At 49.8% G+C, this 21,097-nt stretch carries 17 protein-coding genes and 1 riboswitch; of the genes, 6 read left to right on the plus strand and 11 right to left on the minus strand.

The features are described 5' to 3' along the window. The first annotated feature begins 11 nt into the window (after positions 1–11). Complete coding sequence (gene gnd, locus EAT1B_RS06000) at positions 12–896, plus strand: phosphogluconate dehydrogenase (NAD(+)-dependent, decarboxylating) (protein ID WP_012727252.1); 885 nt, start codon at positions 12–14, stop codon at positions 894–896. 48 nt (positions 897–944) lie between these two features. Here the strand turns inward: gnd (EAT1B_RS06000) and EAT1B_RS06005 are convergent, their stop codons facing one another. From EAT1B_RS06005 to EAT1B_RS06040, 8 genes are all read right to left on the minus strand, one after another. After that, a complete protein-coding gene (locus EAT1B_RS06005; RefSeq protein WP_012727253.1) occupies positions 945–1,538 on the minus strand; it encodes a hypothetical protein in 594 nt (197 codons plus the stop codon). Positions 1,539–1,557: 19 nt separating this feature from the next. Further along, entirely contained in the window at positions 1,558–2,172 is a 615-nt protein-coding gene (locus tag EAT1B_RS06010; RefSeq protein WP_012727254.1) for a flavodoxin family protein, read from the minus strand. Positions 2,173–2,278: 106 nt separating this feature from the next. Continuing rightward, positions 2,279–3,295 (minus strand): UDP-glucose 4-epimerase GalE, encoded by a 1,017-nt coding sequence (gene galE / locus EAT1B_RS06015; RefSeq protein ID WP_012727255.1) that lies wholly within the window; start codon positions 3,293–3,295, stop codon positions 2,279–2,281. Between the two features lie 41 nt (positions 3,296–3,336). Continuing rightward, a complete protein-coding gene (gene pelG / locus EAT1B_RS06020) occupies positions 3,337–4,797 on the minus strand; it encodes an exopolysaccharide Pel transporter PelG (RefSeq protein ID WP_012727256.1) in 1,461 nt (486 codons plus the stop codon). Next, positions 4,778–6,196 carry a GT4 family glycosyltransferase PelF gene (pelF, locus tag EAT1B_RS06025; RefSeq protein WP_012727257.1) on the minus strand — a complete coding sequence of 473 codons (1,419 nt, stop codon included), beginning with the start codon at positions 6,194–6,196 and terminating at the stop codon, positions 4,778–4,780. Before pelF ends, pelG begins: the two co-directional genes overlap by 20 nt. Then, on the minus strand, positions 6,193–8,034 hold the full coding sequence (locus EAT1B_RS06030) for a DUF2194 domain-containing protein (protein ID WP_012727258.1): 1,842 nt from the start codon (positions 8,032–8,034) through the stop codon (positions 6,193–6,195). Before EAT1B_RS06030 ends, pelF begins: the two co-directional genes overlap by 4 nt. Next, on the minus strand, positions 8,031–8,945 hold the full coding sequence (locus EAT1B_RS06035) for a hypothetical protein (protein WP_012727259.1): 915 nt from the start codon (positions 8,943–8,945) through the stop codon (positions 8,031–8,033). Before EAT1B_RS06035 ends, EAT1B_RS06030 begins: the two co-directional genes overlap by 4 nt. After that, a complete protein-coding gene (locus EAT1B_RS06040; RefSeq protein ID WP_012727260.1) occupies positions 8,942–10,168 on the minus strand; it encodes a hypothetical protein in 1,227 nt (408 codons plus the stop codon). The genes EAT1B_RS06035 and EAT1B_RS06040 overlap by 4 nt, the downstream gene beginning before the upstream one ends. Before the next feature lie 69 nt (positions 10,169–10,237). Further along, positions 10,238–10,323: riboswitch (cyclic di-GMP riboswitch) on the plus strand. 40 nt (positions 10,324–10,363) lie between these two features. Here EAT1B_RS06040 and EAT1B_RS06045 point away from each other — a divergent pair. Further along, on the plus strand, positions 10,364–11,221 hold the full coding sequence (locus EAT1B_RS06045) for an endo alpha-1,4 polygalactosaminidase (RefSeq protein WP_012727261.1): 858 nt from the start codon (positions 10,364–10,366) through the stop codon (positions 11,219–11,221). A gap of 124 nt (positions 11,222–11,345) precedes the next feature. On the opposite strand, the gene EAT1B_RS06050 is transcribed toward EAT1B_RS06045, so the two are convergent. From EAT1B_RS06050 to EAT1B_RS06060, 3 genes are all read right to left on the minus strand, one after another. Then, positions 11,346–12,902, minus strand: coding sequence for an FMN-binding glutamate synthase family protein (locus tag EAT1B_RS06050; RefSeq protein ID WP_041918094.1), 1,557 nt, complete (start codon positions 12,900–12,902; stop codon positions 11,346–11,348). Positions 12,903–12,980: 78 nt separating this feature from the next. Then, a complete protein-coding gene (locus tag EAT1B_RS06055) occupies positions 12,981–13,367 on the minus strand; it encodes a hypothetical protein (RefSeq protein WP_012727263.1) in 387 nt (128 codons plus the stop codon). 83 nt (positions 13,368–13,450) lie between these two features. Further along, positions 13,451–14,299 (minus strand): MurR/RpiR family transcriptional regulator, encoded by an 849-nt coding sequence (locus EAT1B_RS06060; protein WP_012727264.1) that lies wholly within the window; start codon positions 14,297–14,299, stop codon positions 13,451–13,453. A 161-nt stretch (positions 14,300–14,460) separates the two neighbouring features. On the opposite strand from EAT1B_RS06060, the gene EAT1B_RS06065 reads away from it, so the two are divergent. The 4 genes from EAT1B_RS06065 to EAT1B_RS06080 all read left to right on the plus strand — a co-directional run bounded on the left by EAT1B_RS06065 (position 14,461) and on the right by EAT1B_RS06080 (position 21,081). Further along, on the plus strand, positions 14,461–16,920 hold the full coding sequence (locus EAT1B_RS06065; protein WP_012727265.1) for a bifunctional diguanylate cyclase/phosphodiesterase: 2,460 nt from the start codon (positions 14,461–14,463) through the stop codon (positions 16,918–16,920). Positions 16,921–17,291: 371 nt separating this feature from the next. After that, positions 17,292–18,497, plus strand: coding sequence for an MFS transporter (locus EAT1B_RS06070; RefSeq protein WP_012727266.1), 1,206 nt, complete (start codon positions 17,292–17,294; stop codon positions 18,495–18,497). A gap of 269 nt (positions 18,498–18,766) precedes the next feature. Next, positions 18,767–19,648: a phosphogluconate dehydrogenase (NAD(+)-dependent, decarboxylating) gene (gene gnd, locus EAT1B_RS06075; RefSeq protein WP_012727267.1), complete on the plus strand. Its 882-nt coding sequence runs from the start codon at positions 18,767–18,769 to the stop codon at positions 19,646–19,648. A gap of 89 nt (positions 19,649–19,737) precedes the next feature. After that, positions 19,738–21,081: a gluconate:H+ symporter gene (locus EAT1B_RS06080; protein ID WP_012727268.1), complete on the plus strand. Its 1,344-nt coding sequence runs from the start codon at positions 19,738–19,740 to the stop codon at positions 21,079–21,081. Positions 21,082–21,097: the final 16 nt, after the last annotated feature.

The following is a 21,097-nucleotide window of genomic DNA, read 5'->3' on the forward strand; positions in this document are numbered from 1 at the left end:
GGGTGGAACGAATGGAAATCGGTATGATCGGACTTGGTAAAATGGGTCTCAATTTGGCTCTGAATTTGACAGACAATGGGCATCGTGTCGTCGGGTATGACCCGGGAAACGTATCGACGAGTCAATTTGAGACGAAAGACTCTTTGCAGGAGGTCGTTTCCACGCTTCAGGCCCCTCGCGTCGTCTGGGTGATGGTGCCAGCGGGTGACGTGACCGAGCACGTCTTGAACGACTTGCACCATCTTCTCTCCCCAGGTGACATCGTCATCGATGGAGGAAACTCGAACTACAAGGAGTCAATGCGACGTTCCGAGCACTTTAAAGAAAAACTAATCTATTTGTTCGATGTCGGGACGAGTGGTGGGATGGAAGGTGCCCGTCACGGAGCGTGTACGATGATTGGAGGCGACTTGGAAGCGTTCGGAAAAATCGAACAGCTCTTCCAAGACGTCTCGACCGACCACGGTTATCTGTATGCGGGACCAAGTGGAAGTGGTCACTTTTTGAAGATGGTGCATAATGGGATTGAGTATGGGATGATGCAGGCGATCGCAGAAGGGTTCGAGGTGCTCGAGAAGAGTCCGTTCGACTATGACTATGAAGATGTCTCACGTGTGTGGAACCACGGCTCGGTCATTCGCTCTTGGCTCATGGAGTTGACGGAGAGTGCCTTCTCGAAAGATGCGAAGCTCAACGACATCCGTGGGGTCATGCATGCGTCCGGTGAAGGCAAGTGGACGGTCGAGACGGCACTCGAGTACGACGTCCCGACGCCTGTCATCGCGCTCTCCCTCATGATGCGTCAACGCTCGCTTCAAGACGATACGTTCTCGGGCAAGGTCGTCGCGGCCTTACGGAACGAGTTCGGTGGGCATGCGGTGGAGAAGAAAGAATAGTACACATTCATGAAGCCTCACCTGATTCACTCAAGGTGAGGCTCTTTTTTATAATCCAATCCTATCGAAGTCAATGACTTGATCATTCACCATTTCTCCACCCCGATAATATTGAATATAAATTTGATGGTTTAAATAATTGATTTCATAGTAGATACCTAATATAAATCGACATACAAAATCAGGTAGACTTTGACCATCGTGTTGCCACTCTTCACCGTAACTCGGTCGAGTCAACGCAGTTAAACGCTCTTTATCCTCAATGATTTTTTGTTGCTGTTTTAAATCGTTTTGAAAGATTTTTTTCATTTCAAGGGCGATTAAATTATCCTGTTTCAAATTCTTCCCTCGACTATGCACAATCAAATCACAAGTGATATTCACTTTTTCATATCGATCATTTCGGATTCTCTTAATCCTTCTTTCCACATTTCGATTGTATTCTACATCTACATAATACCTTTCAAAAAATTTATCGTTCCTTATTAAATCATTGATATTGATTTGGAGCTGACCACACATCGTCCTTTCAGAAACCTGACTTTCTAGTAACATTAGATGGTCATTTAGAAAGTTCCAATTGGCTTTCTCAAAGAGTTCAATCATTTGATAATATTGAGTCTTATTCGGAAAGGTGTTCATGGTTGTTCCTCCGTATGTTTCATTCCATCGTATTCCCTTCTGCCGGAATGGGATGGTTTTTAAGCATTCTCGCAAAATGGACGAGGTTATATGCCATCGTCTTGCCATGAGACTTCGTGAATTCATTTTCTCGTCCAGCATCGAGGTACGAGTCACCCGGTCCCGCTTCTCCGACCCAATATGTGTCGACGTTCGGTGGCACGGTGAAACCGATGTGGGACAATCCATATAGAATCGAAGCACAGGCGTGTTTCGCCCCGTCCTCATTCCCCGTGACGACGACTCCACCGACCTTGTTGTAGTAGATCGCCTGTCCCGATTTATTCGTCAGTCCGCTACCGCCGTATAGACGTTCAATCACTTGGGTGGCGACGCTACTCTTCTCCCCGAGCCAGAGCGGTGTCCCGATCACGACAATGTTCGCGACCTTCACTTTCTCAAAAATCTGTGGCCACTCGTCCCCATCCCCTTCATCTTCCGTTACACCGAACGCGACGTTGTAATCGACGATCCGAACGATCTCAGATTCAACATCGAGCGCATCGAAGTGCGGGATGATGTCACGAATCAATCCTTCCGTATGCGACGTCGTGTCGCCACCTTTTAACGTACAGTTCAAAAACAAGGCTTTCATTCGATCCCTCCTAAGTAAAATGATGTTCCATTAGGTGTTCCCGTTCACCACTCTTTCTAATACAAAAAGAGACGGCCATCGTGTGATGACCGCCTACTTATAAAGCTTATTCACTGTATCCTTTAGGATTATTCGATTGCCAACGCCAGGCGTCCCGACACATCGCTTCGATGTCATGTCGTACCTCCCAGCCGAGAATGGCCTTCGACTTTTGCGGGTCGGCAAAAATCGCCGCGACGTCTCCGTCTCGCTTACCCGTGATTTGATAAGGAATCGTCTGTCCGCTCTCCTGTTGGAACGTTTGAAGCAAATCGAGGACGCTGTATCCTTTCCCGGTCCCGAGATTGAACGCCTCCACTCCCACGTGATTCCCTACATACTCCAACGCCTTTAAATGACCAAGCGCCAAATCCACGACATGGATATAGTCGCGCACGCCTGTCCCGTCATGCGTCGGATAGTCATCTCCGAACACTTGAAGTTCTTTCAGACGTCCGGCTGCAACTTGTGTGATGTATGGCATCAAGTTGTTCGGGACATCGAACGGATCTTCTCCAATCGTCCCGGAGTCGTGAGCGCCAATCGGATTGAAATAGCGAAGAATCGCAATCGACCACGACGGATCGGCCGTATAGAGGTCGCGCAACATCTCTTCAATCATCAGCTTCGTTCGTCCATACGGATTAGTCGCACTGAGTGGGAACGATTCATCGACCGGTGATGTGGTCGGGATTCCGTAAACGGTCGCCGATGAACTGAAGACGATACGTTTGATCCCGTACTGGTCCATCATCCGCAATAAGACGAGCGTCCCGGCCACGTTGTTGTCATAGTAGTGAAGTGGTTGACTGACAGATTCGCCGACTGCCTTTAGACCGGCGAAGTGAACGACCGCATGAATCGAGTGCGTCGAGAAGATTTCATCGAGCAATTCCTGATCTCGAATATCGCCCACGTATAAGGTGACCGTTTTCCCCGTCAGGATCTCGATTCGCTGGATTGCCTCTTGTCGGCTGTTGGACAGGTTATCCAAAATAATGACCTCGTATCCTGCCTCAAGTAATTGAACGGTCGTGTGTGTCCCGATGTACCCCGCGCCACCTGTCACAAAAATTGTTTTCATGTGCTTCACCCCATTTTCTAAAAGTCCATCTGCAGCGATTGTTAAGCCGAGCGGTCATTGAGCCAGTCCCCGACACGACGGAACGTATCCGTCCGCGGAGGCGTTTCGTTTCGGCTAAACGTATGATAATCAATTTCGGACACGTATCGAATCAAGCGAATGAGCGAGAAGGCGAACGCAATGGTGCAGCCAATCGCAAAACTAAGACCGTAACTGTCAGAACCGAGCGGTAACAAGAAGAACGTCAACCCGGCATTCATTGTGATGAAGAGGGCCGATGTATAGGCCGCCCCCCGATGATCCTCGAAGTAAAGCAATACGAGCGTGAGGACGAGCACCATGGCGTTTGAAAAAGCACCGATCGTCGTCATTTGAAAGACGTCCCGAATCTCAGGCGACAGACCGAGGAGCGGGAACAAAACGGCCGCGAACAGGATAAAGAGGAGTGACACGAGCCCTTGATTTCGGAACAGTCGTTGCAGCTCTTGTCGCAAGACGAGGAGCATCGCTGCCTTTGACCGTTGAATCTGTTGATACGTCCCACCCTCGTTCACGTATCCATAAAACACGCGATACCGCTCATAGAAACGCGTCTCGACGGAGACAACGAAAATCGTCATCGTCGGAATGATCGTCAAATAAGAGAGGAAGATGGCTGTGTCATAGATCGGATGATAGCGGAACGTGTCGAGATGGACACTTCCTCCTTCGGCGAACCAGATGATCCATGTGCCGACCCAGATGCCGATGTTATAGAGGAAACTGGTCCAAAAGAGTGCCGGATAGCGGTCAAAATAACGGTAGAACGAGAATTGACCGACCGTACTCCGGTTCGGGAACGTAAGGAGCATCGATGTGAACAAGCCGAACAACGTCACGACGAGACCGAGTGTCATACTCGCCGTCAACGCGAAACTTTTCATATAAGACTCCGTCAAATATTGCATCAAGAATTGATCCGTGATGATGACCGCGGCGACCGAGACGATGCCACCGGCCACAAAACTATAAGCGACCGCCTGATAAAATTTGGCCGCACTGAGGAACAAGAAGTGTACCCAAATGAGGTTGACCGTCATAAATAGGACGAATGCCAACGCGTTCAATAAAGCTGGAAGTTCAGAGAACGTAAGGAAGATGGCGAACAACAACGACGCGATGGCGACCGTCGTCTTCATCATCCCGATGAATGCCGGGAAGATGTCTTCATATCGTTTCTCATAAAAACAATCCGCCAAGTATCTTGTGACGACGAGTTGCTGCACGCCGAGAACGACTTGTGAAAAAATAAAACTGTAAGAGACGATCAAATTGAACGTCGTGCGCTCCTCGAGTGTGGCGATGGACAGATAGCTCGTCAGCCACTGCATGAGGGCAATCGTGACGATGACGATCAGCCATGGTCCGGATGTGACGAGACCGGCAAATGCGTACGCTTTGATCCGCGAGGAGAAGTAGTCTTCTTGAAACAACTGTTGTAACTTAAACCCGATGCCCGCCATATACCGCTCTCCTCTCTTCATATAAGTGTAGATATGCATCGATGAACTGGTCGGTGCGATAATACGTCTCGACTCGCTGTTGCCCGTTTCGTCCGAGTCGGCGCGCATCCTCACGATGTTGATGGAACCAGACGCAACGCTCTGCGATTCGGCGTGGATTGACCGGCGGGACGACGAATCCGGCCGGACCGAACGGTTCATCCGGTCGCCCGTTCACGAGTTCCGCACATGCCCCAACGTCCGTCACAATCCATGGGACGCCGGCGGCCATCCCTTCTAGTACGGCGAGGGGTTGTCCTTCAGAAATACTCGTCAACAAACACACATCGAATTCGGGAAGGTGTTGTCGAATATCGACTTTTCCGACCATCAAGACGGACCGTTCGAGCTCGAGTTGCCGGATGAGCATTTCACACTCCGCCGCATACTCCTTATCCTCATCAAGCGGTCCCATAATGGTCAGTTCGAACGGGACGAGCATGTCTTGTAGCAGTTTCGCCGCATAGATCATCGTTTTAATGTCTTTGATCGGAACGACGCGAACGATGGCACCGATTCGTAGTTTATCCGCTCCCGGCACATGCCCGAGGGCAGATAAGCCCGTCACGTCAATCCCGTTCGGAATGATGCTCAATTTTTCAACAGGTGCCCCGAGCTGACGTTGCAACTCGCCGTTTCGTTCAAAGAGCGTGATGACGTCATCCGCCTTCCGATACGCTTCCCGGGAAATATGGTGGAAGAACTGGATCCAATGGGAGCGAAACTCAGACGGGATCCAAGATGCCTGTAACAGTTCTTCTTCCCGCTCACGGGAATAGATGCCGTGTTCGGTCAACAGAAACGGAATGTTCTGTCGTTCTTTCATCGCACTCGCAATCAGACCCGCGTATCCGGTCGAGGCCGCGTGCACGAGGTCGACTTGAGGTAATTCGGCTTGAAGCAAATCAAGGACAGGGGCATACATACTGCGCCACATCCAAAAGTAATCGATGAACGAACCGGCCTGTCCTTCTTCCTGATAGCTCTCCGTGACGAGCTGATAGAAGAGACGACTCGAGAAGAACTGTTCCGGTGTCCCAATTTGATTTTCAAGAATCGGATAGATGGACGAATCGACTTGACCGAATGTCATCCACGTCTTGATTCGCTCCCGTTCCGACTCCGATAACGCTTCCGGTCGACGTTTCCGTGTCGCCCGTTGATTGAGGGCGAGCGTGGTGACGCCCGTGACGTTCTTCGGTAACGTGTAACGGTAATCGGCTTCTGACTTCGGGTTCGGCATGATCGAGATAATCTCAAACTCATGCATCGGCATCTGTTCCATCAGCATGTGAACCCAGCTCGATACGCCACCGCTCACATATGGATAACTCCCTTCGACAACAATTCCTATTTTCATGGACGATCCTCCAATATCGGGAGACGAACAGATGTGTCTCTCAATTCAACTTGATACAATGTACCATTTTCATCAAACGGCTGGACTTCCCCAAAATCAAATGTCCCTGTATCGAGACGTTTCCCAGGTTGGACACGGACGAGTAACGTTGACGGGACAGGCAGTTGTTGGGCATTGATATCGATGGCATCATTCGTGTAAGCCACATCGATTTGCGCATCTTGATATAACTTGTATTTCCGATATGCATCATATTGGCTCAAGCCCTCGAGATGTGGATATTTGGCGTAGAGTGTCTGGAATAGTCCTTCAAACGATTCTTTCATCATCTCCCACCCTTTCCCTTTCGAGCGATCGTCATCTAACACGTCATCCGGGTGAATGAAGTGAGAAACGAGCCCGAAGTTGGCGACGGCGTCAATGACGACAAATAGGTCATCCGGTGTCTCGTTGTATCCGCTCGACACGCGAGGGAAATCGTACAAGTTCGGGTAGACCGGGTCGGGCCCGAACTCTTGAATGTAACTTCCTTTCGTCGCATCTCCGCTGTAGAGTCCTGCGACGATCAACCCTTTCGGAAACTTCTCGTTCAACACTTCGAGTCCGGATTGACCGATGATGTTTGATGGTGGCACGTAGCTCCGAATCCGCTCATTCGGCAAGTAGTAGTCGAACGCCTCGACGACACGATCGATGGCCGAACGCATGGCGTCTTGGTCTTTCCATCTCGTATAGCCGAGTTCAGGGTCCATGGTTTCATCTCCCATGACGAGTGGTTGGTGGTTGAATCCGTGTAGCCCGACTTCCCCATTCGTTTGGAGTAAACCGCGACCATATTCGAGCATCGGTGCCCGAATTTTTTCGATGAGCTGTTCTGTCGTCTCTTCATTCGTCGCTTTATAACTGCCGATCAGGAAACCAGAATAAGTGACGTCGTAGTCAGCACCGATTTGCTTCATGTCTTTCCACCAAATCTCTGAGAAGAACTCTTTGATGGACAAATCATATTCTTTCGTGATGACCGGATTCAAATAATTTGGTACCGGTGCCGGGAAGTCGTCAAGGTGAACGACCTTGATGCCAGCTTGTGGCATGACGAACGCTGGGAACAGCATCGAAAGCGTCTGCACCATCAAGCCGCGTGAGTTCTTATCCGTCAACGACGTCGTATTCCAAAACATCACTTCGCCCTTCCCATAAGGAGACTGCCATAATATTGGTTCGTTTTTGGCAGAAATGAGGACGTCCGCCTCTTCTTTCAGTTTGACGTCAGCAATGCTGTGGACGAATAACCCTGAGTCTTGAGGCAAGTCGACATATCCAGGGAAAATTTCTTGTTCGAAAATTAACCCGTTGACTCCATCTTTAAAGTCCCCAAAATCGCTTACGCCGACCAGGTCTGCCCAGTCTTGATCGATGAATCGTCCGGCAACGTAGAGCCGTCCACCTTTTTCAACGAAGGACCGAATTGCCTCGTACGGCCATGATTTCGTATTTTCCCCGCTGACGACGAGAACGTGTCGTGGAGAAGGCTCAATCGATGCGATGGCCTCTGCCTCGATTGAGGTATAAGGCAATTTTGCATAGTCGAGCGCGTATTTAAAGTTATTCAAAACAGCTGTCGACAAATCGTCGTCGTTCTGATGGATGTAGATTTGAACCGGTTCTCCCTCCACCGCTCTCACCTCACCCGCGAGTGTCGTAAAGGATTTCGGCTCATGCGCTTCTTTTGGGATGAGCCGATGACCGTAGTCAAGCCGTAAAAACTGGACGACGACAATCATCGCGATGAGTAAGGAGAACAGAGACGCGATATACGTCGTAATCGATTTATTCATATATGGGCACCTTCTAACTGTTGAATGACAAAGCGATAGTCCTCTGGAATGTCTTGCAAATCGAGATGTTGATGCAGGCGGTCGAGGGTCGGACGCAGGGATGCCCAATCACCGTTCGTCATGTGGTGTTCAATCAACATGACATATCCATCGGGTACTTTTGGATGATAAAGGGTGAGCGCCTCAGCCAATCGTTCTCCCGTTTCCAAGTCACCCGAGCGGAACGAGAGGCGGGCTTTCGTGCGTAAGTACGTCTCATCTGTTTCGTCGTACTCACTCAATTGATCGAGGTGAAATAATATCCGTTGCTGGATGCGCATTTGCATATCATGATCCAAGAGACCGCTATCTAAGAACGAAATTCCGGTTTCAATTACCGGATAAATCGTCTCCGGTCGCTCCGGATTCACTTGTGCGATTCGCTGTTTTAACATCAAATCGTATCGGTCGAACAACGTGTTTCGGACGGTCGCTGCATAGTGGACCGTTTCCGTATCCTCGTGTTCGAGACCTAAGTGTAAATATTCTTCTGTATTCATGAGCGGTGTCGACATGAGTTGTGTGATCGATTGTTTCCGCTTGTTCCCGTCCATCTGTAAGGCTTCCGTCAATGGGACGAGATCTAAATCTTCTTTCGCCTGTTGCTGCAAGCGCTCCAAGTTGAGCGTGTCAAAGTTGATGTACTCATCGTAGTCGAGAAGCGTCTTCGGTGAGGCGAAGCGTCGGGCAATCACATATCCAATCAAACCAAACAGTTCTCCGACAATCGGGATGACGGCACTGACGAGAAAAATCGAGAGCCAAACTCCCTTTTCCGTCGCATCGACTTTCGGTCGTACGATCAGTCGATACAAGACGAAGAGGACCGCCGCATGCAGTAGGAAGAAGAGTAAAATCATCCATCCGGTCATAGGCGTTTCCCACCTTTCACATAGAAGACATGTTCAATCCGTTCTTTGAATCGTTCGGCCGATTCGACCGGTGTTCCAGGGAGAAGGAAATGAAGGATGCGGTCTTCTTCGTCATATCCGATGACGTCGATTTCACGCATCGACTGTCTTAAAATCAATTCCATCTCAATCAATGACAAGTCCACGCCCTCTATAGGTAACGTGACCGTACTGTATGGTTGACCGTATTGTTCATGGCGCTGCACTTGTTGGGCCACTTTTTGTTCGAACGCTTCCATCCGGAACATGTGTGTCCCGTCGACGAGCTGGTCGCTGACGAGCATCCATTCAAGCGCATCCGCTTTTTCGATACGCGTTCCCGTCCAATCCAAGACGAGTTTCATCATATTCATCTCATGGCTACGTAAACGTAGAATATCGATTTCATGGACGACCAACACTTCCTTCACCGTGCCTTCATAACAAATCGGCGCGACGAGAAGCGGTCCATCTAACTCATCTGCCAAACGAATCGTCGGTTTTTTGGATTGGAACATCCGTGCGAAAATCCCTTGTTCCGAATCGATAAAGAGCGTCTGCGGCAAACGCTCCACTTCTCCTGAACGAACGTGGAGACGAAGCGTGCGCCGTGAGGCATCCACATGATATAAAGCGAGTTGACGAGCACGGAAGACACGCGTGAACGTTCCAATCAAATGGTCACGCACCAAGTCGGTCGCATCTTGATCGAGTTTTAGTCCAATCTCATAAATCTTTGAGAGCGTATAGGTCGAGTCAAGGACCCGTTTGCGCATCTCTCCTTGTGATTCTTGGAGCTGTTGAATCGTCTGTTTCAACTGTTCGTTCTCATCGACCACTTCTTCTTGACGAATGTGGAGCGACTGATAACGCTCCCGATAAGACGTGCTGAAGACACCCGCACTGAGCGCGACGAAGAAGTGTAGCAAAATCCAAGCCAGTTCATTCGTATCGTAAAGGAATAAGAGCAAGTCTGAGCCTTCCATCAAAAGGAATGAAAAATGATAGAGACTCGTCAACGCAAAGCTGACGAAGGCACCTAGCAAACCATACCGTAAAGAAAACAGGAGAATATAAAAAATTAATGGGTCAATCGCCCAATCCGACAAAGAAAGACTAAATGTATAGTCCAAAATGCCGATAAGTAAAATAGTCACAATCATTTCAATCCATTTGATGGATGTGCGATGTTGGGTATAAATCATAGTGTCACTCATTCCTTTACGTGGTATTTTAGTAGTAGGACTTTCAATGGATTGTCGACAAAAATTTCATATCGAGACGGGCAAACTTACTGAAAAGTAAGGGCGCAAAGACATGGGTCGTCGATCTTTTAGATACCGATCGCCAGTCTGCAATAGCCGCAGCCGCTCTCTGATAACTATCAGGAGGGTTTTTTTATGGGTATTTTCTCAGCCAAACGAATCGTGACCATCTGTTGTGCATTTCTCGTAGGATTGGCGTTTTTGACGCCGCAACAAGCGGTCGCCAAAGCGAGCAATCCGCTCGCAAACGTCGAATCGTACAAGATTTATTACGACATGCCGACAAAGACAAAAATCAAAAAGATGCAACAGTATGACCTCGTCATCATCGAGCCTGTTTATTATACAGCAGCGCAAATCAAAGAGTTACAGAAATATGGGACAAAAGTGTACGGCTACATCAACACGATGGAAGCGGACAATTGGAACGTCGATTTCATCAGTCAGATGAACGAGTCAGACTTCTTCCACCGCGACGGACAACGTGTTCATTATGCGGAATGGGATTCTTATTTAGTCGATATGACGTCAACTCACTACCGTGAGTTGTTGACGCGTGAAGTGGAGAAACAAATCGTCGCCAAAGGATTAGATGGCGCGTTCTTGGATACCGTCGGCAACATCGATAACGAGCATTCGGAACAACCGACCATTTTAAAAGCGCAACGTGACGGAATGAGTCAGTTCATGAAGACGATCAAATCCAATCACCCTTCCCTTTCTCTCATTCAAAACTGGGGATTTGCGACATTGAAGACGTATACGTATCCATATGTGGATGGCGTGATGTGGGAAAGCTTCAACTACACGACTGTAGCAAAAGATCAATGGTCAAAAGACCGCATCCAAGAGTTGCGTGACCTTGATACACGGTACGGGATTAAAGCGTTGACCGTGTCTTCGAAACAACGTCCAAAGAGCGCGGCGTATGCTGAAAAAAATGGGTTCATCCATTTCCATTCAAACGCTTCGTTAGATTATAATAAATTCTGACTTTCATTTACATGATTGTACAAGTATCTGGTAGTTTCTACAATGAAAATGCTAAAAAAACATCCCACGTGTTTGCCTTCTTTATCGGCAGATTCGTGGGATGTTTTGATAGATTCCCTTCATTCTAGTGAGATAAATCATAGCCGCTTCGGACACGACCGTCCGGATCCTGATATACCACATGCTCTTGTGAAAGTTCCGTCGGCGAGCGAACGCCTGCCGCAGCCGCCATATTGTATAGTCCTTCCCGAAGCGAGATGATATAGTTCGTCACCCGATAGCTCTTTTCGTCGACAACGAGAGCACGCTGCAGTTTCGCATCGGTCGTTGCGACTCCGACCGGACAGCGATTCGTGTGGCAGACCTGTGCCTGGATGCAACCGACGTTGAACATGAGTCCGCGGGCGATATTGACGAGGTCTGCGCCGAGCGCGAGGGCGATGGCGACTTTATCCGCCGTGATGAGTTTCCCAGAGGCGAACAGTTTGACTCGGTTGCGCAACCCATGCTCGATCAAGAGGCGATGCACGTAAGGGAGCGCCGCCTTGAGCGGTAAACCGACTGTATCCGCAAGCTCTTGATACGTCGCACCCGTCCCCCCTTCACTCCCGTCGATCGTGATGAAGTCAGGTACAATTTGAGACCTCGCCATCTCGCGGACGAGCGAGTCGATGTCTTTCAACTTCCCGACTACAAGCTTGATGCCGACGGGCTTTCCACCGATTTCACGTAACCTCTCGACAAACGCCAGCAATTCCGTGTGGGTGTGAAATTCAGAGAAGCGGTTCGGGCTGTCAATGGTTTCCCCGACTCGTACATGACGGATTTGGGCAATCTCCTCGGTCACTTTCGATCCGTCGATATGTCCACCACGTGTCTTCGCGCCTTGGGCAAGTTTCAGTTCGAACGCCTTCACTTGCGGGAGTGCGCTTTTTTGTTTGAACGCTTCCACCGAAAACGCCCCGTCTTCATCCCGGACACCGAAGAGCGCCGGTCCAATTTGACAGATGAGATCGACGTCCCCTTTTAAATGATAGTCGGATAGTCCACCTTCTCCTGTATTCATCCACGTGCCACCCGCACGACCGAGTCCAATCGAGAGGGCTATGATCGCTCTATCCCCGAGCGACCCGAAGCTCATCGCTGACTGACCAACGAGTCCACGGACATGAAACGGTTCCCGACAGGTCCCTTCCCCGATGATGACCGTATCTTCTTCTTTTAAAAGATAGGGCGAGATGTCACGTTCGACGAGATGTTCTTTTCGGGTGAACAGATTGTCTTCATCGAGTTCATATACCCACGTCGATACCTTTGTTGACTGATCAACGCGCAGCTCGTTTCGGTTCGTCGGGTAGAGGGCGTTCTGAAGAAAAAATCCACCTGCCTCAAAGTCTCGCTCCGACCCAAACCCGATGATGCGCGACTTATACTTCCCTGCGATGACGGCCGACTCATAATCATTCCGTGAGAATGGTTTCGCCTCATTGTCATTCAAGAACAAGTATTGCCGAAGTTCGGGTCCCATCTTCTCAAATATATAGCGCAACTTTCCGAGAATCGGGAAGTTCCGGAGGACGGAGTGTTCGCGTTGGTTCCGGTCACGCCGCCACAGATAAAAAATCAAGAGCGGTGGCGTGATCATGATGAGCAACATGAGCATCAGTAAAATGGTTAACATCGATGTGGTGAGTGACACGGAATTCCCTCCTCTATGGCTCGACGAAAAACACCCTGTTTCCAACAAAACAGGGTGTCATCAGTCGTTCGGGATCGTGACCCCGTCAAATTGTTCATTGCGGCATAGCGTGATTGCTTGCATCGCCAACTTATAGTCTTCTTCCGGCAAGGCAATCAACTCGGTCGGAAGGACCCATTCTTTTGAGTTATACAGATGGATGACGAGCTTGGTGAGCACAAATTCTCGTTTATCGAACGTATTGTCATCGATGATGGTCGAGGTCCGGATCTTCCCTGCTTCTAAATCCATATAAGGAAGCAACCGTTCACGAACATGGGTGTTTCCCGCAATCACATACAGCGCGGCGAAATATTCTCGACCGGTACTGCCAGGATCCGTGAGCCGTTGTGCCAACCGTTTGAACTCGTTGTAGTGGTCGGAAGATAAAAAATCAATATGGTTCATCGGTCCACCTTCTCTCTCTAAGCCTCGCTTTGCTCTCAGGGTTTATAATTTCCACCTTTTTGTAGAAACTAACCCTATTTCGCTCAGATTCGGCGCATCGAAATCGCCTCACGCATCTGTTGAAGCGATGTCCGGGCCGCCTCGCCTCGACGCATCATGACAGCCGTAAACAACGCATCAATCAGGCTCAGTTCGGCGATGCGAGAAGCGAGCGCCTCAGAACGGAATGCTGTCTCTTGGGACACGGTATAGAGCGACACGTCCGCGATTTTTGAGAGAGGGGACTTCGCATAGTTCGTGATGGCAATCATCGGCACACCCTTCTCTTTTAAGAGTTTGGCGATATCGAGTGTCTCTTTCGAGGCACCGGAATGCGAGATGACGACGGCGACGTCTGCGGTCGTCAATTGTGAGGCCGACATCAGCTGCATATGCGACTCGAGCATCGCGCTCACTTGAAGCCCGCTTCGGACAAACTTATGATACGCATCTAACGCGACGACGGCCGACCCGCCGCTCCCGAAAAATTCGATACGGCGCGCCCCGAGGAACAGCTCAACGGCTTTCTCTAAAGAGACTCCTTCTAAGATCTGACGCGTCGACTCAATCGTCTTTCCGTTCGTCGAAAAAATTTTCTCTGCGATTTCGAGCGCCGTATCCGTCTCGGTAATATCTTCATGGATGTCTTGGAGCGGTGCGACGACATCTGAGGCGAGTGCGATTTTTAGCGCCTGATAGCCTTTGAATCCGACACGCTGACAAAAACGAAACACAGTAGACTCTGCCACATCGAGGTCATCTGCCACCTGATTGATCGTATGATGAATGATTTGTTCTGGTTGCTTCAAAATATAGTCGGCAATACGTTGTTCTTTCTTACTCAGTGTCGAATAGGCACCACGGATGCGGGCCGTCCCGTTCATCGTTTCCATCAAGAATCACCCTTTCTCTTCTTCATCTAACGATACCGTTTCGAAAAAAATTCCGCAATGTGTGATTCATGCAAATGATTGACCCACCTTACAAAAGTAGGCAAGAAGCGTGATTCCCGAGTGTGCTACTCTAATAAAGCACTTTTTAACTGCTTCACTCTTTGTACCATTTGAAATCGAAAGGACTGTTTCTCATCGAACATCACCTGAGTAGCTCATATAACTTACCACTCGTCATTCTTTCCATCGCTGTCGCCATCTTCGCTGCCGGTGTCGCTCTCGATATTAGCAGTCGTTTGAAATATGCGAAACACGCCTCGCGACTCGGGTGGGTCGTAGCTGGTGCCTTCAGCCTCGGTCTCGGCATTTGGGCCATGCACTTCATCGGCATGTTGGCTTTTCATCTAAACGATGATGTGACGTACCATCTTGGCATCGTCTTATTGTCTATCGTACCGGCCGTCGTCGCTTCCGGACTTGCCTTCTGGATCATCAGTCACCCTGAGACAAGACCAATTCAACTCGTCTTTGGTGCCTTCTTGATTAGTGTCGGAGTTGTTTCGATGCACTATATCGGGATGGAAGCGATGCAGATGAATGCGATTCTTACCTATGACCCGGTCATGTGGGTCGCTTCTGCCATCGTCGCCTTTGTGGCTTCGCTCGTCGGCCTGTATATCCTTTTCTATATCCCAAACGTCTCCCGATTCCATTGGCGTCGACTGGCTAGTTCCGTATTAATCGGGGTCGCCGTTTCCGGCATGCATTACGTCGGGATGGGCGCGGCTCGTTTCACCCCGATGGAAGGTGCGGCCAAACCGGTCAGCGACTATGCCGTCGACAGCACCCTACTCGCCTATGTCATCGCGGCGAGCGTCATGACACTATTCATCTTGATGTACATCTCGCTCCGGACGGCATCACAACTCGAGGCACAGTCGGAAGAATTAGAATTAAAATTCGAATCCATCATCGAATCTGCCTCGGATGCCATCATCGTCGCCGATCACAATCGCACCATCCTTCAGTGGAACCAAGGGGCGACCGACTTGTTCGGTTATACGACAGACGAGATGGTCGGACAATCGATTGTCGCCATCATTCCAGAACGTTTCCGCGAGGCGCATGAACGTGGGATGCGTCGCTATGAAGCGACAGGTGAAAAACGCGTCATCGGTCAAACGGTCGAACTGATCGGCTTACGGAAGGACGGCGTCGAAGTCCCGATTGAGATGTCGCTCGGCACGTGGAAGACGGACAAGGGAATCTTTTTCAGTAGTATCATCCGTGACATCAGCGAACGGAAACGGATTGAGGCACAAATCAATGACCTCGTGTATTTGGATCCGCTCACCGGTCTCCCAAACCGCCGTCTGTTCAGCGACCGACTCGACGCCCTTCTCGGTCAGTCTCAATCTGAACAGTTTGCCTTGTATTATATCGACTTGGACAACTTTAAAGTCATTAACGACCGGTTCGGCCATTCGATTGGCGACCAGTTCTTAAAACAAGTGACGACCCGTATCCAGTCGACGATTCAAAAAACAGATACACTTGCTCGGCTTGGTGGGGATGAATTCATCATCTTGTCGCCTGATACGAAGAGTAACTTGGCCGCCCATCGCGCACAGGAACTTATCAACGTCCTCCATCCTCCGTTCGAACTCGAGAACGAGGAAGTATTCACAGGGGCCTCGATCGGAATCAGTCTCCATCCGTCCGATGGCGATACGGCCGAAGAATTGATTAAAAATGCTGATATCGCCATGTATCGGGCGAAGGCGGACGGTAAGAACGGGTATCAGTTCTTCACGAACGAATTGAACGAGTCGGTATCCCGTCGTTCCAACTTATCAATGGCACTTCGTAAAGGCATCGGTCGTGGCGAGTTCACCGTCCACTATCAACCACAAATCCAACTGGAGACGGAAATGGTCATTGGTATGGAAGCGCTCGTCCGCTGGAATCATCCAGAGCTCGGGATGATTTCCCCTGGTGAGTTTATTCCGATTGCTGAGGAAACAGGGAGCATCCATCGTCTTGGCGAGTTTGTTTTAAATGAGGCGTGTCGTCAAAACAAGGCGTGGCAGGATGCGAGCATTCCCCCGTTCCGGGTCGCCGTCAACATCTCGGCCGTTCAGTTTGCACAAAAAGACTTACCAGAGGTCGTCAGTCGTGCCCTCGCCGCATCCGGTCTTGAGGCGCAATATTTAGAGCTCGAATTGACCGAGAGTGTCATCCAAAGTGCGGATCGCGCCATCGAGACGATGCATGAACTCGTCGCCCTCGGGGTCCATCTTTCCATCGATGATTTCGGAACCGGCTATTCCTCCCTCAGCTATTTGAAGCTGTTCCCGATTGATACGCTCAAGATCGACCAGCACTTCACAAAAAATATCGAGAGCGACGAGAAGGACGCGGCGCTCGTCAAAACGATTATCCGGATGGCGCACGAACTCGATTTGAACGTCATCGCGGAAGGGGTCGAAACCGAGAACCAAGTCGCTTTTCTGAAAGCCGAATCATGTAACCAGGCACAAGGATATTTCTATAATCGTCCTTTGCCGGCCGAAGAGATTGAAGTTTTCTTCCAACAATATAAGAAAGCATCATCAAGTTAATTCGTTCGACCTCCGTGACGGGGGTCGATTTTTTACTAGGATTTTGACGATCGCTGAGTCACACCGAGCAATGCGCACAGGTTACCCGACACCTCTCGATGATTGGAAAATTGTTGCCTGAAAATGACGAACTATTTGAGGGATCTTTCGCCCATAGCTTTAAATCGATGAAGACGACACAATAAAAATGACCTCCGATGATTATATCGGAGGTCATTTTACAAACATACGTTCGTTTTATAGTACAACGCAAACAAGCGCCTATATATTTGCTATTTCTATTTTTAGTCTAGCAAATCCCGCAACATAAGTCTATTCTTTCTCTCCACGACCTCTTACATTAAAGAGAGACTCTTGAAAGGAGCATATCTATGGAATTATACCGTTGGGACCTCAATCTGAAAGTCCGCTTATTCGGCGAAGGCTTATTCAACCTCTTGTTTTGGATGTACTTTCCATTCATCACCGTCTATTTCGCCCGGACGCTCGGTGTCGAGCTAGCCGGACTACTCATGGCCGTGCCACCGTTGTTCCTGCTAGTCGGCAGCTTGATTGGCGGTTCGCTTGCAGATGAGATTGGTCGCCGCCCCGTCATGCTCGCCGGGACGTTCTCACAAGGTTTCCTATTCCTCGTTTTCGCTTTATCAACGAACGCCTATGTCGATTACATCACCTACATCAGCATCGGTTTTATGGGTGCCATCTACAAACCGGCCAGCTCGGCGATGGTCGCCGACCTCGTTCCGACTGAACATTTACGGAATGTATTCGCGACGTTTATGGCTTCGAACAATATCGGTGCTGTTCTCGGTCCGCTTCTTGGTGCGGTCCTCTTTTTCGAGTATCGTCAGGCGCTCCTCCTCGGCTGCGCCCTTGTTCTTTTTTGTTACGGGGGTTTGCTCGCGGTTCTAACCAGTGAGACACGACCGGTCTCGACCGAGAAGACGGTCGCAACGACATTTTTCACCCAAGGGCGGTCGTATGCGACGATTTTGATTGACCCGCTTTTCCGCCTCTATCTGATTGCTGGCGTATTCGCCTTAATCCCAATCATGCAGCTAGACGTGTATTTACCTGTCTATTTGATTGAACAAACTCCGGCCACGTTCAACGTCTCGAATACAGTCTTATTCGGCTGGCTCGTTGCATATAACGGCCTCTTGTTCGTCGTCTTCATCATTCCTGTCACACGTGTGTTTCGGGCGTGGGACGAACGGCGTGTTTTACTATTGTCGACTTTCCTAGGAGGTTTCGGGACGTTTCTCGTCGCCTTTTCATCAAATATCTGGTACTTGCTCATCGTCACGACCATGTTCACGTTCGGGGAGCTGATTCGTTCTCCCGTCAGTCAGAGTTTCGTTAGTCACTATGCACCAATCGAGTCACGTGGACAATACCTCGCGACCGATACGCTCCAAAACACAATCGGCAAGTTCCTCGCACCAGTGACGGTATTTGCATCAGGATTTCTCTCCCCGCTCGCTGTGTTCACACTCATCTTGCTGTCGGCACTCATCGGTATGGGGCTGTATGCGAAGCTATTTGACAGGCTGAACCAAATGAAAGTTTCGTCTTAAGGTTACCGCAATCACTTTGTTACTAATCAACGCCTGTATCGCATTTCGGGAATTTTATTTAATCTCAAAGATTGATCGTTCGTTCTTGTATCTATATAAGAGTGCCTGTCCGTCATAAGAGTGCCTGTCCGTCGTCCCGCCTACGAATTAAGCCGGGACGCTTTTTTTGCATTACTCGAAAAAAATTCCGTAATCATACTTGTAAATCGAATTTATTTTGATATGATGAACACAGAGACGGAAAAAAATTCTTTTTCAGGGGTGACAATATGGAAATTGGTTTGATTGGTTTAGGTAAGATGGGTTACAACTTGGCACTCAACTTGAGCGACCACGGACACACGGTCGTCGGGACGGACGTCGGGGACGTCACATCGGACGCCTTTACGATTGTGCCGACACTTGAGGAAGTCGTGAGCAAGTTGTCGATGCCACGCATTATCTGGACGATGGTCCCTGCCGGAGACGTCACGGAAGCGGTGCTCGCGGAATTGTATGAGCGACTCGAACCGGGCGACATCGTGATTGACGGGGGGAACTCGAATTACAAGCTCTCGGTCGCGCGCGCCGAACAGTTCGCCGAAAAAGAGATCAAATTCTTCGACTGCGGAACGAGCGGTGGGACGGACGGGGCTCGAAACGGTGCCTGTACGATGGTCGGGGGTGACGCGGATGCGTGGCCGACAATTGAACCAATCTTTAAAGACTTGTCTGTCGAGAACGGCTACTTGTATACGGGTCCTGCCGGAAGCGGTCATTTCTTGAAGATGATCCATAACGGCATCGAGTATGGGATGATGCAGGCGATTGCCGAAGGATTCGATATCTTGGAGAAGAGCCCGTTCGACTACGACTATGAACAAGTCGCTCGTGTATGGAATCACGGGTCGGTCGTCCGGTCATGGCTCATGGAACTCACGGAGAATGCCTTCAAGAAAGATGCGAAGCTCGATGAGATTCGTGGGGTCATGCATTCATCCGGTGAAGGTAAATGGACGATCGAGACGGCACTCGACCTTCAAGCCACGGCACCGGTCATTGCCCTGTCGCTCATGATGCGCTATCGTTCACTCGAAGACGACACGTTCTCAGGAAAAGTCGTCGCCGCGCTCCGCAACGAGTTCGGTGGGCACGCGGTCGTCAAGAAGTAACATGTGTGGAAAAGGTCACGGGGACATGGCCTTTCCCTTTGTTAAAAACTGTAAACGGTTACATATTCGGAATTTAGGGGGAATACTCAATGTCTGGCTCAACACTTATTTTGATCGCCTTAGCCGGGATCTTCTTGCTCTTATTTTTAGTCATTCGCACAAAGCTTCATGCATTCGTTTCGTTGTTACTTGTCAGTTTAATCGTCGGGGTCGCAGCCGGCATGCCACTCGGTGATGTCATTGCCTCCATCCAAAACGGGATGGGCGGAACGCTCGGCTTCGTCGCCGTCGTCGTCGGTCTTGGCGCGATGTTCGGGAAGATGCTTGAAGTATCGGGTGGCGCGGAACGTCTTGCCCAGACACTCGTCAGTAAGTTCGGGGAAGACAAGGCACAATGGGCGCTCGGGATTACCGGATTTATCGTCGCCGTCCCGGTCTTCTTTGATGTCGGTTTTATCATTCTCGTTCCAATCGTATACGGTCTCGCCAAAAAGACGGGACGTTCGCTTCTTTACTATGGGATTCCGCTCCTTGCGGGTCTCGCAGTCACACACAGCTTTATCCCACCGACACCTGGTCCGATCGCTGTCGCGAACTTGATCGGTGCCGACCTCGGTTGGGTCATCTTGTTCGGTGTCATCGCCGGGATTCCAGCCATGATTTTAGCCGGTCCTGTTTTTGGGAAGTATATTGCTAAGAAGATTCATGTGACGATTCCGGATTACATGGAATTCAAAGAAATCGACACATCGAAAGAACTACCAAGCTTCAAAATGATCTTGTCGCTCATCTTGATTCCGCTCGTGTTGATTTTAGCGAACACGCTCTCTGCGGTTCTTCTAGACGAAGGCAACGCGATTCGTGACTTCTTGACGTTCCTCGGACACCCGTTCGTCGCCTTGACGATCGCGACGCTTCTCACGTTCGTCTTCCTCGGGACACGCCGTGGGTATTCACGTGACGAAGTACAAGAAATTGCAACGAAAGCACTCGAGCCAGCCGGGATCATCATCCTCGTCACAGGGGCCGGTGGTGTGTTTAAACAAGTGCTCATCGACTCAGGTGTCGGTGACGTACTCGGTGAAATGATGGCCGGTTCACCACTTCCGGCGATTGTCCTCGCCTTCTTGATTGCAACGGTCGTCCGTGTCGCTCAAGGGTCGGCAACTGTGTCGATGGTCACGGCAGCCGGACTCATCACTCCGCTACTCGAAATTCAAAACATCACGGGTGCGGCACTCGGTTTGATCGTCATCGCCATCGCCTCAGGGGCGACCGTCCTCTCACACGTCAACGACTCAGGCTTCTGGCTCGTCAACCGTTACTTCGGTCTCGATGTGAAAGACACGCTCAAGTCATGGACGATTATGGAAACGATTATCGGACTCACCGGCTTCGCCGTTGTGTTCTTGATTAGCCTATTCATCATCTAAGTTAGGAAGTGATTGT

Source organism: Exiguobacterium sp. AT1b, assembly GCF_000023045.1.
Taxonomy (GTDB): Bacteria; Bacillota; Bacilli; order Exiguobacteriales; family Exiguobacteriaceae; genus Exiguobacterium.

Coding starts and splice junctions, on each gene's coding strand:
- EAT1B_RS06030 (WP_012727258.1), bottom strand. CDS start 8,034: ATGAATAAATCGATTACGACGTATATCGCGTCTCTGTTCTCCTTACTC.
- EAT1B_RS06080 (WP_012727268.1), top strand. CDS start 19,738: ATGTCTGGCTCAACACTTATTTTGATCGCCTTAGCCGGGATCTTCTTG.
- EAT1B_RS06055 (WP_012727263.1), bottom strand. CDS start 13,367: ATGAACCATATTGATTTTTTATCTTCCGACCACTACAACGAGTTCAAA.
- gnd (WP_012727267.1), top strand. CDS start 18,767: ATGGAAATTGGTTTGATTGGTTTAGGTAAGATGGGTTACAACTTGGCA.
- pelF (WP_012727257.1), bottom strand. CDS start 6,196: ATGAAAATAGGAATTGTTGTCGAAGGGAGTTATCCATATGTGAGCGGT.
- EAT1B_RS06045 (WP_012727261.1), top strand. CDS start 10,364: ATGGGTATTTTCTCAGCCAAACGAATCGTGACCATCTGTTGTGCATTT.
- gnd (WP_012727252.1), top strand. CDS start 12: ATGGAAATCGGTATGATCGGACTTGGTAAAATGGGTCTCAATTTGGCT.
- galE (WP_012727255.1), bottom strand. CDS start 3,295: ATGAAAACAATTTTTGTGACAGGTGGCGCGGGGTACATCGGGACACAC.
- EAT1B_RS06005 (WP_012727253.1), bottom strand. CDS start 1,538: ATGAACACCTTTCCGAATAAGACTCAATATTATCAAATGATTGAACTC.
- EAT1B_RS06050 (WP_041918094.1), bottom strand. CDS start 12,902: ATGTTAACCATTTTACTGATGCTCATGTTGCTCATCATGATCACGCCA.
- EAT1B_RS06040 (WP_012727260.1), bottom strand. CDS start 10,168: ATGATTTATACCCAACATCGCACATCCATCAAATGGATTGAAATGATT.
- EAT1B_RS06035 (WP_012727259.1), bottom strand. CDS start 8,945: ATGACCGGATGGATGATTTTACTCTTCTTCCTACTGCATGCGGCGGTC.
- EAT1B_RS06010 (WP_012727254.1), bottom strand. CDS start 2,172: ATGAAAGCCTTGTTTTTGAACTGTACGTTAAAAGGTGGCGACACGACG.
- EAT1B_RS06070 (WP_012727266.1), top strand. CDS start 17,292: ATGGAATTATACCGTTGGGACCTCAATCTGAAAGTCCGCTTATTCGGC.
- EAT1B_RS06060 (WP_012727264.1), bottom strand. CDS start 14,299: ATGGAAACGATGAACGGGACGGCCCGCATCCGTGGTGCCTATTCGACA.
- pelG (WP_012727256.1), bottom strand. CDS start 4,797: ATGGCGGGCATCGGGTTTAAGTTACAACAGTTGTTTCAAGAAGACTAC.